At 68.2% G+C, this 14,516-nt stretch carries 13 protein-coding genes; 2 read left to right on the top strand and 11 right to left on the bottom strand.

Annotated elements, in window-relative coordinates; genetic code table 11:
- Positions 1-596 precede the first annotated feature (596 nt).
- Positions 597-1,454: a mycofactocin oligosaccharide methyltransferase MftM gene (gene mftM / locus GOALK_RS19425; RefSeq protein WP_040004358.1), complete on the top strand. Its 858-nt coding sequence runs from the start codon at positions 597-599 to the stop codon at positions 1,452-1,454.
- Between the two features lie 10 nt (positions 1,455-1,464).
- On the opposite strand, the gene GOALK_RS19420 is transcribed toward mftM, so the two are convergent.
- The 7 genes from GOALK_RS19420 to murA form a co-directional block, all read right to left on the bottom strand.
- Positions 1,465-2,151 carry a MadR family response regulator transcription factor gene (locus GOALK_RS19420; RefSeq protein ID WP_006360537.1) on the bottom strand — a complete coding sequence of 229 codons (687 nt, stop codon included), beginning with the start codon at positions 2,149-2,151 and terminating at the stop codon, positions 1,465-1,467.
- Entirely contained in the window at positions 2,148-3,530 is a 1,383-nt protein-coding gene (locus GOALK_RS19415) for a MadS family sensor histidine kinase (RefSeq protein WP_006360536.1), read from the bottom strand. Before GOALK_RS19415 ends, GOALK_RS19420 begins: the two co-directional genes overlap by 4 nt.
- Positions 3,530-4,705, bottom strand: a complete 1,176-nt coding sequence (locus tag GOALK_RS19410) for an iron-containing alcohol dehydrogenase (RefSeq protein ID WP_006360535.1) — start codon at positions 4,703-4,705, stop codon at positions 3,530-3,532. Before GOALK_RS19410 ends, GOALK_RS19415 begins: the two co-directional genes overlap by 1 nt.
- Before the next feature lie 70 nt (positions 4,706-4,775).
- Positions 4,776-6,320, bottom strand: a complete 1,545-nt coding sequence (gene madC, locus GOALK_RS19405) for a MadC family VWA domain-containing protein (RefSeq protein ID WP_006360534.1) — start codon at positions 6,318-6,320, stop codon at positions 4,776-4,778.
- Positions 6,317-7,420 carry a MadB family AAA-type ATPase gene (locus GOALK_RS19400; RefSeq protein WP_006360533.1) on the bottom strand — a complete coding sequence of 368 codons (1,104 nt, stop codon included), beginning with the start codon at positions 7,418-7,420 and terminating at the stop codon, positions 6,317-6,319. Before GOALK_RS19400 ends, madC begins: the two co-directional genes overlap by 4 nt.
- A 129-nt stretch (positions 7,421-7,549) precedes the next feature.
- A complete protein-coding gene (mdo, locus tag GOALK_RS19395) occupies positions 7,550-8,821 on the bottom strand; it encodes an NDMA-dependent methanol dehydrogenase (protein WP_006360532.1) in 1,272 nt (423 codons plus the stop codon).
- 152 nt (positions 8,822-8,973) lie between these two features.
- On the bottom strand, positions 8,974-10,230 hold the full coding sequence (gene murA, locus GOALK_RS19390) for a UDP-N-acetylglucosamine 1-carboxyvinyltransferase (RefSeq protein WP_040004357.1): 1,257 nt from the start codon (positions 10,228-10,230) through the stop codon (positions 8,974-8,976).
- A gap of 56 nt (positions 10,231-10,286) precedes the next feature.
- On the opposite strand from murA, the gene GOALK_RS19385 reads away from it, so the two are divergent.
- The gene (locus GOALK_RS19385) at positions 10,287-10,901 is read left to right on the top strand and encodes a cob(I)yrinic acid a,c-diamide adenosyltransferase (RefSeq protein ID WP_006360530.1); all 615 of its coding nucleotides are present in this window, start codon (positions 10,287-10,289) and stop codon (positions 10,899-10,901) included.
- A gap of 56 nt (positions 10,902-10,957) precedes the next feature.
- Here the strand turns inward: GOALK_RS19385 and GOALK_RS19380 are convergent, their stop codons facing one another.
- The 4 genes from GOALK_RS19380 to GOALK_RS19365 all read right to left on the bottom strand — a co-directional run bounded on the left by GOALK_RS19380 (position 10,958) and on the right by GOALK_RS19365 (position 14,481).
- Positions 10,958-11,446: a DUF2550 domain-containing protein gene (locus GOALK_RS19380; RefSeq protein WP_006360529.1), complete on the bottom strand. Its 489-nt coding sequence runs from the start codon at positions 11,444-11,446 to the stop codon at positions 10,958-10,960.
- 205 nt (positions 11,447-11,651) lie between these two features.
- The gene (locus tag GOALK_RS19375; RefSeq protein WP_006360528.1) at positions 11,652-12,032 is read right to left on the bottom strand and encodes a F0F1 ATP synthase subunit epsilon; all 381 of its coding nucleotides are present in this window, start codon (positions 12,030-12,032) and stop codon (positions 11,652-11,654) included.
- A gap of 9 nt (positions 12,033-12,041) precedes the next feature.
- On the bottom strand, positions 12,042-13,490 hold the full coding sequence (gene atpD / locus GOALK_RS19370; RefSeq protein WP_006360527.1) for a F0F1 ATP synthase subunit beta: 1,449 nt from the start codon (positions 13,488-13,490) through the stop codon (positions 12,042-12,044).
- A 67-nt stretch (positions 13,491-13,557) separates the two neighbouring features.
- A complete protein-coding gene (locus GOALK_RS19365) occupies positions 13,558-14,481 on the bottom strand; it encodes a F0F1 ATP synthase subunit gamma (protein WP_005194832.1) in 924 nt (307 codons plus the stop codon).
- Positions 14,482-14,516: the final 35 nt, after the last annotated feature.

Below are 14,516 nucleotides of genomic sequence, written 5' to 3'. Positions count from 1 at the left end.
TACATCCATAAAGAATGCACGATGCCAAAAATGGCATCAGACAATTCATCATCACACTATCGAGTTCTCAAAGAACACACACCCACCAACTACTCACCCCCACAAGGGCTTTCACCAGCAGACTTCGTTCTGACTTTCCACCGCCACCCCGTCTCCGGGGCAACTCTTCCACCCTACCAGACCCAAACTCCGCGCTGCAAACCCGAGGATTTGCGACTCACAGGGATCTGGCAACCCCGCACATCGTCTGCGAGAGATGAAGTCTCACAGTCGAAGTTCGGGGGCGGTCTGCGCGAAGCCCGGTCTCCACTCCCCTTAATGAGACCCTCGCAGGCCTTCCGGGGCGGCGCCGTGGCGCGCTGACTCGAAGAAAGTTACGCAACCGTCTCTCCAGGGTCAAATCGCCAGGTGGCGGCCTGCCGGGTCGGACATCGCCGCAGGTCACGGTCCACAGAGGAGCGCCGAAACCGTCTGCCCTGCGTACATTTTCGACAAACCTGCCGGTGTGACGTGCGCCGCAGAACCATCCTTTCGGACAGGCGCCCGTCCCCGCTCGGTCAGTTATGCGCAGGTCAGGATGTTCCTACGGTCGATACATGACCACCATCGATCAGTCGACGACCGTCCGGGCTGCGCTTCTCGACTCATCTGACGTTCGCGACCGCGAGCCGCAGGTCCTTCGATCTGCGCTTGTCCCCAGGGGTTTCGCCCGCTGCGGCCTCCTGTCGTGGCGCCGGGTGGCCGGCATCCTCCAGATCGCGCATCCCTTCGACGAGGAGACGATCTCCGACTCTGTTGTCGTCGACGGGCTGGTGTCACTGGTCGACGCCGGTGTCCTGTCGGGACAAGAGCAGTTCGAATCCGCTGCGGTGGGCATCATCCGGACAACGGCGGGAACCTCCGCAGATGCGTGGTCGGCGTTCTACGACAACTCGCTCCGTGAACTCCGCTACGGCACTTCGGCGTTCGCACCGGTACACCGGCGGGCACACTCACTCCTCACCGGTTCGTCGGTGCTCGAGGTCGGTTCGTGCTTCGGATTCTTCGCGCTGGCCTGCGCGATGGACGGGTTCGACGTGTCGGCCTGCGACATCTCGCCCGGCGCGGTCTCTCTGCTCTCGTGCGCATCGCGGCGACTCGGACTGCCGGTCCACTCGGCCGTCGGCGACGCGACCGCTCTCCCCTACGACGACGACTCCGTGGACACGGTCTCGCTCATCCATCTTCTGGAGCATCTCGACGCCCCCGGCGTGGAGGCGGCGCTGTCGGAGGCCCTGCGGGTGGCGAGGCGACGCGTGATCGTGGCGGTCCCCTTCGAGGAGGAGCCCAGCCCACACTTCGGGCATCGTCTCCGGCTGACCGAGACGGACCTGCACATCTGGGCCGGCAGCGTCGCGCACTCCGGGGCCCACGTGTTCGTCGACCACGGCGGTTGGCTGATCCTCACCCCCTGAGGGCCGCCGGTCAGATGAGACCGCGCTTGCTGGCGATGTAGACCGCATCGGTGCGCTTGCTGACACCGAGCTTGCGGATGATGTTGCGGATGTGGAACTTCACGGTCGACTCGGAGATGTAGAGCGTCTCCCCGATCCGCTTGTTGGACATGCCATCCGCGAGCAACCGCAAGACCTCGCGCTCCCGGTCGCTGAGCGTCTCGGTGGTCTCCGCCTCCCCCGACACCGTTCGCAACACCACCGCGGCACTGCGCGGATCAAATGCGCTGCCACCGGTGGACACCGCCTGGATCGCGCGCACGAGTTCGGTGGTGTCGACGTCCTTGACCACGTACCCCCGGGCACCGGCGCGGACCGCGCGAACGACCAGGTCGTCGTCGAGGAACGTCGTGAGCACGAGTGCCGCGACCTCCGGGTGACGCTGGGAGATGTCCTTGATCAGGCGCAGCCCCTCGTACTCGGTGCCCGCGGACAGCTTGAGGTCCACGACCACGACGTCCGGGCGGCATGCGTTCACCTCGGCGAGCGCGGCGTCGTGCGAACCGGCCTCCCCGACCACCTCGACGACGTCCTCCCGCTCGAGGAGCGAGCGCATCCCTTCCCGGAGCAGGGCGTGATCGTCGACGAGCAGGGTCCGGATGGGCCTGACCTGCTTTCCCCTGCTCGTCGCATCCCCGGTCGTCTTGTCGGTGCTCACGAGAACTCCCTGGTCGTGTTTCCGGGATCGGATGCTGTTGCCGGCCCCGCAGCCGTCGGCAGGATCGCGGTCAGCCGGATGCCACCCGCTCGTGACCGGCGAATCCGGATCTCCCCGTCGAGCTCGGCCGCGCGCGAGGCCATGTTCGCCAGACCGCGATGACGTCCGGCGGCGAGGTCGCCGAGCGAGGCGGTCCGCAGGACGCGCCGGAGGTGGTCGGGGTCGCCGACCCCGTCGTCGTCGACCGACAGCGATACCTGGTCCGGCGCGTAGGTGAGCGTCACCGTGACCTCGGTGGCGCGCGCGTGGATCGCCGCGTTGAACAACGCTTCCCCCGCGATCCGGAGCAACGCATGCTGGACGTCGTCGGACAGTTCGCGGGAGCGGCCCCGGATGCGGACCGCGGTGGTGAGGTCCGGCGGCATGTGCATGGAGCACAGTTCGGTGAGGACCTCGTGGACGCTCGGTGACGGCACGCTCGCGGCGTTGTTGAGCGTGTAGATGAACGTCCGCAGCTGCTCGACCGCTTCTTTCGTGAGCCGGCCGGCCATCTGCAAGCGCTCGAGTGCGGCGCCGTCGACCAGGTCGCGACACAGCTCGATCTGCACGCCTGCGGACAGCACCGACTGGGTCACCGAATCGTGCAGCTCGCGGGCGATCCGTGACCGCTCCTCGTTGAGGACCGTGGCGCGCATCGCGGCGGACAGTTCACGTTGCGTGCGTTCGAGCTCGTCGTTCCGTTCGGCCAGTTCCGCTGCGTGGCGGTGTGTCTCGGAGAACAGTTCGGCGTTGAGCAGGGCGACGATCGCCTGACTGGCCAGAATCCGGAGGACAACGACGTCGGTCGGGTCGACGACCCGGCCGGACGGCGCCCACGCGGACAGGCCGCCGACGACGTTGCCGTCGAGCTCGACCGGCACGTGCACGTGGTCCTCGGACAGGATCGGACCGTGCAGCAGCGGTTCGTGGCCGCGCAGGATGTCGTTGAGCCGGTTGAGCACCTCGTCGGGCAGACCGTCGGGCGGCGAGGCCGTCGCCGATCCTTCGAAGGCGTAGAGCCGGCCGCTGCCCGAGCTGATCAGGTGGCGTGGCGCGGATCGCTCGAGCCGACCGTCGGCGAGGCCGAAGACCACCCACTCGGCGCCCAGATGATCGCGCGCCGCCTCGACCACCGCGATCACCAGCGCCTCGGGTCCTTCGGCGGTGCGCACCAGCGCCCGCGAGATCCGTTCCAGCGCACCGACCACCCGACTCAGCCGGGCCTCGACCCCGCGGTATTGGGCGTAGTGGCTGCCCTTGACGCTGCGAAGGCCGACGAGGCTTTCGAGGTCGGATCGGGCGGGTTCCCGCTCGGGGTCGGGCCGCGCGGCGCCGGCCATCACAGGGCCGCCGCATACAGATCGCGGATCCCAGGCGCCTGTGGTCGGCGCGGGTTCGTGGTCATGCACGAGTCCGCGAGAGCGTGCGTGGTGAGACGGTCGAGATCTCCGGCCCGAACCCCCAACGGCTCCAACGACTCCGGCATCCCGACCCGGGACCCCAGTCGCGCGACGGCGTCCGCCAGGCGATCGGCGACCATGCGTGCGTTCCCGTCCGTGGGCAGTCCGATCGCCTCGGCGAGGTCGACGAAGCCGTCGGCGCACACCTCCGCGTTGTACCGGATGACGTGCGGCAACAGCACCGCGTTGATCGCTCCGTGGGGCGCATCGCAGTGCCCGCCGACCGGGTGGCTCATCGCATGGGTCGCGCCGAGGATCGCGTTGGTGAACGCCATCCCCGCCCGCAGCGACGCCAGCGACATCTCCTCGGCCGCGACCTTGTCGAGCGGATCGTCGACGAGTCGTTCGAGGTGCGTCCAGACGCCGCGGATGGATTCCAGCGCAAGCGAATCGGTCATGTGCCCGTGCGCGAGCGAGACGTACGCCTCGACACAGTGGGTCAGCACATCCATACCGACCTGTGCGGTGACCTCGGCCGGCACCGTGGTGAGCAGTTCCGGATCGCTCACCGACAGGTCGGGCACCAGCGACCGGCCGATGATGGTGACCTTGGTGCGGCGTTCCGCGTCGTTGATGATGCAGAACTGCGAGACGTCGGCGCCGCTGCCCGCGGTCGTCGGGACCGCGACGAGCGGGGGCAACGGCCGGTGGGCGCGATCGATCCCCTCGTACTCCAGGATGTGGCCGCCGTTGGAGGCGAGCACCGCGACCCCTTTGGCGGCGTCGATGACCGATCCGCCGCCGAGCGCCACGAGCCCGTCCGCGTCGTGCGAGTTGTACGCGAGGAACGCGGCGGTGACCTCACCGGCGCGCGGGTTGGGCGACACGTCGACGAAGGCGGTCGCGTGAAGTCCGGCGTCGGCCAGCCCCGACATCAGCCGTGCGTACCAGGGGGTGCCTTCCAGACCGCGGTCGCTCACCACCAGCGGACGGCGCATCCCGAGGCCCGACGTCGCGAGCGGTACCTCGCCGAATGCGCCCGGTCCGAGCACGATCTCGGGGGCGTGGAACTTGGCGACATGACCGGCGCTGCGTCGGCGCGTGCCACCCTGCATCCGTTGTCCTCCGATCACCGCGGGCCGATGATGTGGTTGTGCGCCACCGGCACATTCGACGCTACTCACGTCACCTCAGCGCTGCACCAAGTTCATCACAGCGCGCAAGCATCTCGGCGCCGTCCCGCACGCTGACCACGCCGCTGCAGTGTTCGGCGTAGTCGGCCATCGCGCAGCCCGTCTGGGACCAGTAGCGCGACGGTTCCGGGGTCACCCAGGCAAGGCGGTGCGCGCGTCGACCGATCTCGGCGACGAGGTCGGTGCGCGCGTCGAATCCGTTGCTGCGCGCGTCGCCGACGACGAGCACCGAGGTACGCGGCGTGACGAGGTCGCCGAACTCGCCCAGCAACCCGGCGAACATCTGTCCGTAGTCACTCGTCGCGGCCAGGTCGAGGCCGTCGGCGGCGAGCACCGCGGCCAGTGCGGCATCGGCGGACGCCGCCCGGAGCGCCGTGGTGACGCGTACGGGACGATCGACGAAGGCGACGACCTCGCAACGGTCGCCGAAACCGTGCAGGGTCTGGGCGAGCCGCAGGATGAAACCGGTGACCGGCCGGACCGACAGCGAGACGTCGACCAGGACCAGGAGGCGCACCGGACCGCGCCGCGGACGCCGGCGCCACAGTTCGGCCGGCACCCCGTCGGTCGCCACCGCGGCGCGCATCGTGGCGCGGATGTCGAGGGTCCCGCGGTCACCGGGACGGATCACCCGACGCGGTGCACCGCGCATGCGCTGGACGAGCCGGTGGCACGCGCGGTCGATGTCGGCCTGCTCGGTGCGCACCGGTGCGGACTGACCGAGTGCGTCGCCCACGACGATCCCGGCCGCCTCGAGGCGTGCGGTGAACGCATCGACGAACGCCGCCAGCGCCCGCTCGAGTTCGACGCGGCGCGCGTCGTCGAGATCGGCGTTCCCGTCGGTGCCGTACGCGCTGCGCGGGTCGTAGGCGTCGAGCGCGGCCAGGATCGCGGCGGCGCCGGTCAGACCCAGCGGGGTGGACTCCACCCGGGCGGCGGCACCGACGAGTTCACCCACGGTCGCCGAATCGGCGGAGTCGATCTCGACGGTGTACGTCACTCCCCCGCTCACCGAACCGCTGTCCGGGTCGACGCCCAGTTGCTCGGCGCCCGCCGAGACGGTGAAGTCGTTCTCCTCGCGATGTGCACTCTCCCCGTGCCGCTCACCGGCGCCGGGATCGGGGGCCATCAGATCACCGATCTCCTCGGTGTGCTCGTCGGCGCCGATGCGGCGGGCCGCCCCTTCGAACTCCTCGTCCCAGACGACGTCGTCGGGCAGGTCCGCGGCGGCACCACGCGGCCGGGGCAGATCCGCCTCCCGACCTGGCCCGGACCCGGCGTCGAGGAAGAAGACATCGAAGGCGTGCTCGAAACCCTCTGTCTCGTAACCGTATTTGACCGAGACGCTGCGCAGGGCCGCGCGCAGCACGTCGAGGTCGCCGGCCCCGACGATGGCCAGCGTCCGGCGGATCTCGATCACCTCCGCGGGCGACGCCGCGACCCCGGCACCGCGGAGCGCCTGCCCGAACAGGACCGCGAGCAGGTCGAGGATCTCGTCGCGGCGCACGTTCTCCTTCGGCGGCGTGAGCACGGTCATCGGCCCGCGTGTACCCCGGCGCTGCGTGCCCGCCCCGCACCGAACGCCCGCGCCGTGACCGAGCCCTGCGGCGTGGTGCCCCGGGCCTCCCCAACCTCCCCGGTCCTCGCCGCGGCGGTATCGGCGGCGGCCGGTGACAGCACACGACGGGCGAGGTCGAGGTCGGTGCCGAACTTGACCAGCAACGAGAGCAACGCGGCGTCGGCCGGAGCGGGTTCGGAACCGACCTGCGGGCGGTTTCCGGTGGTCTTGAGGTACGACGCCGCCCGCGCGGCGTCGATGACCTCGGCGATCGAGGGGCTCTTGCGCAGCGGCAGATCGCGGAGTCGGCGGGCGAGGTCCACGACCTCGCCGATGACTTCCTCCTCGATGTCGGGCGCGCGCACCGCCACGATGGCGCGCTCGGTCTCCGGGTCCGGATAGCCGACCTGGAAGTGCAGGCACCTGCGCTTGAGGGCCGGGGAGAGTTCCCGGGTGTCGTTGGAGGTCAGGATCACCCACGGCGACGACCGCGCGGTGAACGTGCCGAGTTCGGGGACCGACACCTGGCGTTCGGCGAGCACCTCGAGCATGACCGCCTCCATCGCCTCGTCCGTGCGATCGATCTCGTCGACGAGGAGCACGGTGGGGGTGGTCGAGGTGATCGCGGCCAGCAGCGGCCGGGCCACCAGGAAGTCCTCGGTGTACACGCCGACCTCCGTCCGCGCCAGGGCTGCCGATGCCGCCGAAAGGCTTGTCTCCGCGGCCAACTCGGCGCTGATGCGATCGCGCAGCATCTGCACGTGGAGCAGCTGGCGGGCGTAGTCCCACTCGTAGAGGGCGCGCGAGTCGTCGAGTCCCTCGTAGCACTGCAGACGGATGAGCTCGCGCCCCGAGGCCGCGGCCAGCGCCTTGGCGAGTTCGGTCTTGCCGACACCGGCCGGCCCCTCGAGGAGCAGCGGACGGTCGAGCAGTGTCGCCAGGTGCACGACGACCGCCAGCTCGGTTCCGATGAGGTATCCCTGCTCGCCCAGGGCGGCGGTCAGTTCCTCTGCGGAGGCAAAGCGAGCGGTCTCGTCGGCATCTGCAAGACGGGCCAGACCGGTGGAGGTGTGCGTCATCGGGTCGCCAGACCTTCCTTCGTCGGATCGATGGGGTGGGACGGAACCTCTTGCCCCGGGAGGGATCTCCCTTCCCGGGGCACGGCTCCGCCACGGGCGTCGTGGTGGCTCTCGACGCCCTGGGCGTGATCAGTAGCTGCCGGTGAAGGCGTGCGTGACCATGGGGATCAGCGATTCGACGGTGCTCTCGCGGGGGTTGCCCGGGGTGCACCAGTCGCCCATCATGTGCTCGGCGATGGCGCGGATCTGCTTCTCCGAGGTGTCGATGCCCTCGCCGCGACCCTCGTACTTGCCGGTGTTCATCCGGTTCTTGTCGTAGCTGTTGGTCGACAGCTGTCCGAAGTTGTCCGGGATGCCGAGGTCCTTCGACAGGCGGATGGCCTCCTCGACCGCGGCGTCGGCGGCCTGCACGGTGGTCATCTTGGAGGTGTCGACGCCGAGAAGTGCGGCGATCTCGGCGTAGCGCTCGAAGCGGGAGGGCAGGTTGTACTCCCACACGCGGGGCAGCGCGATGGCGTTGTTGAGGCCGTGGTGGCTGTCGTAGAAGGCGCTCACCGCATGGGACAGGCTGTGCACCAGGCCGAGACCGCCGGAGTTGAACGCCTGCGCCGAGATGTACTGCGCGTGCATCATTCCCGTGCGCGCCTCGAGGTTGCGCGGATCGTAGACCGCGGTCCGCAGGTGCTTGGCGATCAGTTCGATCGAGTACTTCGCGTTGCCGAGCGACGGCGCGAAGTCCAGCCGCGAGACGTACGGCTCACTGGCGTGGGCGAGGACGTCGAACCCGCAGAACGCGGTGAAATGCTCCGGGCAGGGGTAGTACAGCAGCGGGTCGTCCATCGCGAGGTCGACGAGACAGGTGTCGTCGAAAGCGACCCACTTGTGCGGGTTGTTCATGTCCGAGGTGTCGGTGATGACGTAGGCCCAGGAGGTCTCCGAGCCGGTGCCCGCGGTGGTCGAGACCGCGATGTGCTTCGGGTTCTCCTTGTTGGTGGCCTTCGAGAAGCCCTCGAACTCGTTGATGTTGCGGCCGTCGTGGGCGATCACCATGCGGGCGCCCTTGGCGGCGTCGTGGCTCGAACCACCGCCGACCGAGATGATGCCGTCGCACTTCTCCGACTGGTACAGCGCGGCGGCGTCCATGACGTTGTAGTCCTTGGGGTTGGACTCCACCTGGTCGTAGAGGACCACGTCGACGCCCTGGTACTCGATCTTGCCGATCAGTTCCTCGATGATGCCGGAACCGCGGAGGCCGGTTGTCATCAGCAGGGCACGGGTCATACCCAGTTCCTTGGCCTCGACACCGAGCATGTCGTGCGCACCGACGCCCAGCTTCGCCTTCGGGAACGGGTGGAACTCCTTGATCGGGAAATCCCAGATCTGGTTCAGCTCAATGGCCATGGGGGTGAACTCCTTGTGACGGTTGGGTCTGTCACAACGAGAATGTCGCTCAGATCACAACGGCCACAAGGGGTCCTGACCCTTGGCGGACAGGGTCGGCCCATCGGGACGGGGGTACCACCTGTCCGATCGGACAGGTCGGCACCCACGGGTCAGTCGGAGACGCGCTCGATCTCGCCGCCGAGACTGCGGAGGATCTCGACGAAGTGCGGGTAGCCGCGGTCGATGTGTTCGACGTCGTGCACCTCGGTGACGCCGTCGGCAACGAGGCCGGCGAGCACCAGACCGGCGCCGGCGCGGATGTCCGAACACCAGACGGGCGCGCTCGAGAGCTTCTCGATTCCGCGGATGACCGCGTGGTGGCCGTCGGTGCGTGCGTCTGCCCCGAGGCGGACCATCTCCTCGACGAAGCGGAACCGGGCCTCGAAGACGTTCTCGGTGATGACGGACATGCCCTCGGAGATGGCGGCGAGGCCGATCGCCATCGGCTGCAGGTCGGTGGGGAAACCGGGGAACGGCAGCGTCGAGACGTTGACCGCGACCGGCCGGTTGTCGTGACGCACCCGGAAGCCGTCGTCGAAGGTGTCGACGCGGGCGCCGGTGTCGACGAGCTTGTTCAGCACGAGCTGCAGATGCTCGGGCTGCACACCCCGGACGGTCACGTCACCGCGCGTCATCGCGGCGGCGATCCCCCACGTGGCACCGACGATGCGGTCCCCCACCACCCGGTGGGTAGCGGGATGCAGGCGGTCGACGCCGTTCACGGTCAGCGTCGAGGTGCCTGCTCCCTCGATCTGCGCACCCATCTGCTGCAACATCACGCAGAGATCGACGATCTCCGGCTCGCGTGCGGCGTTGTCGATGGTCGTCTGGCCCTCGGCCAGGACCGCCGCCATCAGAATGTTCTCGGTGGCACCCACCGACGGGAACTCGAGCGCGATCGGCGCGCCGACGAGTGCGTCGGCCTCGGCCACCACGCAGCCGTGCTCGATCGAGCTGGTCGCGCCCAGCGCGCGCAGACCCGCCTGATGCATGTCCAGGGGCCGCGACCCGATCGCGTCGCCGCCCGGGAGGGCCACGACAGCCCGATGGCACCGGGCCATCAGCGGTCCGAGGACGCACACCGAGGCGCGGAACTGGCGGACGGCCGCGAAATCGGCATGGAACTTCGGTTCGGCCGGGGCCGTGATCGAGACGGTGTCGCCGTCCATCTCCACGACGGCACCCAGACCGCGCAGGACGTCGGCCATCAACGGCACGTCGGCGATCTCGGGCGCGTTGGTCAGCACCGTCGTCCCCTCGGCCAGCAACGCCGCCGCCATCAGCTTCAGCACGCTGTTCTTGGCGCCACCCACCGACACCTCACCGGACAGACGTGCCCCGCCCGTCACCAGAAACCGATCGCTCACGCATGCCACCTTATCCGCCGCCGTCCGGCGCTCATCGCACGCAGTACATTCAACGCATGGCCGTTCATCTGACGAGGATCTACACCCGCACCGGCGACGACGGTTCGACCGGTTTGAGTGACTTCTCGCGCGTTCCCAAGACCGATCCGCGTGTTGTCGCCTATGCCGACTGTGACGAAGCCAACGGCGCGATCGGCATGGCGTTGGCTCTCGGCGGTGACGTACCCGCCGACATCGCCGCGGTGTTGTCCACCGTGCAGAACGACCTGTTCGACGCCGGCGCCGACCTGTCCTCGCCGATCGTCGAGAACCCGGAGTACCCGCCGCTGCGGATCGCCCAGGAGTACATCGACGCCCTCGAGGGCTGGTGCGACGACTTCGGCTCCGAGCTTCCGCCGTTGGACTCGTTCATCCTGCCGGGCGGAACCCCGTTGGCGGCACTACTGCATCAGGCCCGCACGGTGACCCGTCGCGCGGAACGTTCGGCGTGGGCCGCGGTGGCCGCCTATCCGGACAACACGAGCGTCCTTCCGGCGAAGTACCTCAACCGCCTGTCCGACCTGCTGTTCATCCTGTCGCGGGTGGCCAACCGGGCTCCCGACGGCACCCTCGGTGACGTGAAGTGGGTTCCGGGCGGCAACCGGGAGCGTCCGGAGTCGTCCGACAGCTGAGAGGTCCGAGACCTGGTAGGCCCCGGAGACAGGACGATCCCGCCCGTCTGACGGACTCAGGCGCTCTTGCGCCGCTGTGACCGTGCAGACTGCCGGGACTCCAGCCAGGACTGGAACGCGGTGACCGCGCCCGGGCCCATGGCGAGCTCGTAACCGTCCTTGACCTTGCCGTCCGAGCCCGCACCATCGGAACCCTTGCCGATGGTGTGGGTCTTGCCGGTGGTCTGTACCTGCAGGATCACCATGCCGTCGAGGATCTCCATCTCGGTTCCCTCGGGGCGTCGCCGGCCCGCGATCTCGATGCCCTGACGGGCGAAGGTGACGTTGGGGCCCGGACGCAGTGAGGCCAGCCGGTAGTAGCGCAGCGAGTCGTCGCTGTAGTGCACCGTGCCGTGACGCCAGCCGTGATCTACCTCTGCGGGGATGGTGCGCAGCAGGATCGGGGTGCCGACGCGTCGGAGCTGGGCCAGACGCACCGCGAGCAGAACGCAGACGATGACGGCCACCGCCAGCAGCACACTGAGCAATACGACCAGCAGCGTCATCACCTACTCCTTTGTGCGGTCACCGCAAACGTCCGGTCCGCCGTCGGAGATCCTGATCGATCATCGACGGCATGACCCGACGAGCGGGACAAGGGCTGTGGATCCAGCATGCCAGATCACGCACATCGGGCGCGAAACGACCTCGGCCGGTCACCGGATGCATATCCGATGACCGGCCGAGGTGACCGTCGCGCGAGCGCGGGTGCTACTTCGAAAGCTGCTGTGCCGCAGTCAAACGCGCGTGAGCACGGTGGTACTCCGGGGAGTCCGGCTCAGCCTGCTCGAGTGCGGTCTTCTCCGCGTTGACGTCGACGTCGTCGGCCCAGTCGGCCGACTCCGCGAGCACTGTGACGGCCTCGCCGGTGACGGACAGGAATCCGCCCTCGACCGCGGCCGCGCGGCGATTGCCGTTCTCCTCGACGATCACCACGAAGCCACCCGGGACCAGCTGGCCCAGGAGCGGCTCGTGGTTGGCCAGGATGCCCAGCTCGCCGACCGTGGTCTGCGCGATCAGGAACGTGGCCTCGCCCGAGTACAGGCTCGAATCCGCGGAGACAACCTCCACGTGGAAGGACTTCTCAGCCATGGATTACCGCTACTTTCCGGCGATCTTGGCGGCGGCGGCCTCCACGTCGTCGAGTCCACCGCAGCTGTTGAACGCCTGCTCGGGCAGGTGGTCGAACTCGCCCTTGGCGACACGGTCGAATGCCTCGATGGTGTCCGCGAGCGGGACGACCGAGCCCTTCTGACCGGTGAACTTCTCGGCGACGAGGAAGTTCTGGCCGAGGAACTTCTGGATACGGCGAGCACGCTGCACCGTGACCTTGTCCTCTTCGGAGAGCTCGTCCATACCGAGGATGGCGATGATGTCCTGCAGCTCCTTGTACTTCTGCAGGATGCGCTTGACCTCGTTGGCGACGCGGAAGTGCTCGTCGCCCACGATCGAGGCCTCGAGGATTCGCGAGGTCGAGGTCAGCGGGTCCACGGCCGGGTAGATACCCAGCTGCGAGATCGGACGCGAGAGCTCGGTGGTCGCATCGAGGTGCGCGAAGGTGGTCGCCGGCGCCGGGTCGGTGTAGTCGTCGGCGGGGACGTAGATCGCCTGCAGCGAGGTGATCGAGCGGCCCTTGGTCGAGGTGATGCGCTCCTGGAGCTCGCCCATCTCGTCGGCCAGGGTCGGCTGGTAACCCACCGCGGACGGCATACGGCCGAGGAGGGTCGAGACCTCCGAGCCCGCCTGCGTGAAGCGGAAGATGTTGTCGATGAACAGCAGCACGTCCTGGTGCTTCACATCGCGGAAGTACTCCGCCATGGTCAGCGCCGACAGCGCCACGCGCATACGCGTGCCCGGCGGCTCGTCCATCTGACCGAACACCAAGGCGGTGTCCTGGAGAACGCCCATCTCCTCCATCTCGAGGTGGAGGTCGGTGCCCTCACGGGTGCGCTCGCCGACGCCGGCGAACACCGAGGTGCCGGAGAACTCACGCGCGATACGCGTGATCATCTCCTGGATGAGGACGGTCTTGCCGACGCCCGCACCACCGAACAGACCGATCTTGCCGCCCTTGACGTACGGGGTCAGCAGGTCGATGACCTTGATACCGGTCTCGAGGATCTCGGTCTTGCCCTCGAGCTCGTCGAAGGCCGGAGGCTTGCGGTGGATGCTCCACTGCTCGCCATCACGACCCAGGCCGGGGCTGTCGAGGCAGTCGCCGAGGGCGTTGAAAACGTGGCCCTTCACGACGTCGCCGACCGGCACGACGATCGACTTGCCGGTGTCGGAGACGGGCGCACCGCGGACCAGGCCGTCGGTGGGCTGCATCGAGATGGTGCGCACCAGGTTGTCGCCGAGGTGCTGCGCGACCTCGAGGGTCAGGGTCTTGGCAACCGAGGAGAGGGTGACCTCGGCGTGCAGGGCGTTGAACAGCTCAGGGATCGAGCCGCGGGGGAACTCGACGTCGACCACGGGGCCGATGATGCGGACGACCCGCCCGTCGGCGGAACCCGCCGACTGCGCGGAGGGGTTTTCTACTGCTGCGGTCATGGTGCTTGGGTCACTTCCTCTTGATCGAAGTATTGGTTCTCGTCGTCAGGACTCGGGGGCGCGGTGGCTAGGTGGCCAGTGCGCTCGAACCACCGACGATCTCGCTGATTTCCTGGGTGATCTGGGCCTGGCGGAGCTGGTTGGCCTCACGCGACAGCGTCTTGGCCAGTTCCTCGGCGTTGTCGGTCGCCGCCTTCATGGCGGTACGGCGAGCAGCCGACTCCGACGCGGCCGAATCCAGCAGTGCCGCGTACACCCGCGTTGCCACGTACTTCGGCAGCAGCGCGTCGAGCAGCGCATCCGCACCCGGCTCGAACGTGTAGTTCCGGGACGGGGTGTCGTCGGACGGATCGTCGTCCTCGGACACGACCAGCGGCGCCACCCGGCGAACCTCCGGCACCTGCGACAGCATCGACTGGAACCGGGTGTAGACCAGGTGCAGTTCGTCGACGCCCTCGAGGACGCCGTCGCCACCCGGACGCTCGACCTCGGTGCCCGAGCCGGCCACGAACAGATCCACCAGGAACTGCGTCGCGGTGCTGGCGTCGGAGTACTTCGGGGCCTCCGAGAAGCCGGTCCACGAATCCGAGACGGTCAGGCCGCGGAAGTTGAAGAACCCCACACCCTTTCGACCCATCACGAAGAGCACGGCTTCCTTGCCCTCCTCGCGCAGCAGCGCGATGAGCTCACGGGTCGCCTTGAGCACGTTGGCGTTGTAACCACCGCACATACCGCGATCGCTGGTGACCACCAGGATCGCCGCACGCTTGGGATTCTCACGCTCGTTCAGCAGCGGGTTGTCCAGGTAGCCCGAGTTGCTCGCGAGCTCGGAGAGCACCGTCGTCATCTCTTCCGAGTACGGCTTCGCCGCCGCGACGCGACCCTGGGCCTTCGTGATACGCGAGGTCGCGATCAGCTCCTGAGCCTTGGTGATCTTCTTGGTCGACTGGACCGACCGGATGCGTGAGCGCAGCTCACGAATGCTGGCCATGAGCCCTCACCCCTTCCTTATCGCAATGTCCGTTG

This window comes from Gordonia alkanivorans NBRC 16433 (assembly GCF_000225505.1).
In the GTDB taxonomy this organism is placed as follows: Bacteria; Actinomycetota; Actinomycetes; order Mycobacteriales; family Mycobacteriaceae; genus Gordonia; species Gordonia alkanivorans.
Note: the sequence above shows the minus strand (reverse complement) of the source record. Positions and strands in the feature narration are given on the sequence as shown.

Excerpts from the sequence above, each read along its gene's own strand:
- GOALK_RS19380 (WP_006360529.1), bottom strand. The coding sequence starts at position 11,446 with ATGACGCTGCTGGTCGTATTGCTCAGTGTGCTGCTGGCGGTGGCCGTC.
- madC (WP_006360534.1), bottom strand. The coding sequence starts at position 6,320 with ATGACCGTGCTCACGCCGCCGAAGGAGAACGTGCGCCGCGACGAGATC.
- mdo (WP_006360532.1), bottom strand. The coding sequence starts at position 8,821 with ATGGCCATTGAGCTGAACCAGATCTGGGATTTCCCGATCAAGGAGTTC.
- GOALK_RS19385 (WP_006360530.1), top strand. The coding sequence starts at position 10,287 with ATGGCCGTTCATCTGACGAGGATCTACACCCGCACCGGCGACGACGGT.
- GOALK_RS19400 (WP_006360533.1), bottom strand. The coding sequence starts at position 7,420 with ATGACGCACACCTCCACCGGTCTGGCCCGTCTTGCAGATGCCGACGAG.
- GOALK_RS19415 (WP_006360536.1), bottom strand. The coding sequence starts at position 3,530 with ATGGCCGGCGCCGCGCGGCCCGACCCCGAGCGGGAACCCGCCCGATCC.
- atpD (WP_006360527.1), bottom strand. The coding sequence starts at position 13,490 with ATGACCGCAGCAGTAGAAAACCCCTCCGCGCAGTCGGCGGGTTCCGCC.
- GOALK_RS19375 (WP_006360528.1), bottom strand. The coding sequence starts at position 12,032 with ATGGCTGAGAAGTCCTTCCACGTGGAGGTTGTCTCCGCGGATTCGAGC.
- GOALK_RS19365 (WP_005194832.1), bottom strand. The coding sequence starts at position 14,481 with ATGGCCAGCATTCGTGAGCTGCGCTCACGCATCCGGTCGGTCCAGTCG.
- mftM (WP_040004358.1), top strand. The coding sequence starts at position 597 with ATGACCACCATCGATCAGTCGACGACCGTCCGGGCTGCGCTTCTCGAC.
- GOALK_RS19410 (WP_006360535.1), bottom strand. The coding sequence starts at position 4,705 with ATGCAGGGTGGCACGCGCCGACGCAGCGCCGGTCATGTCGCCAAGTTC.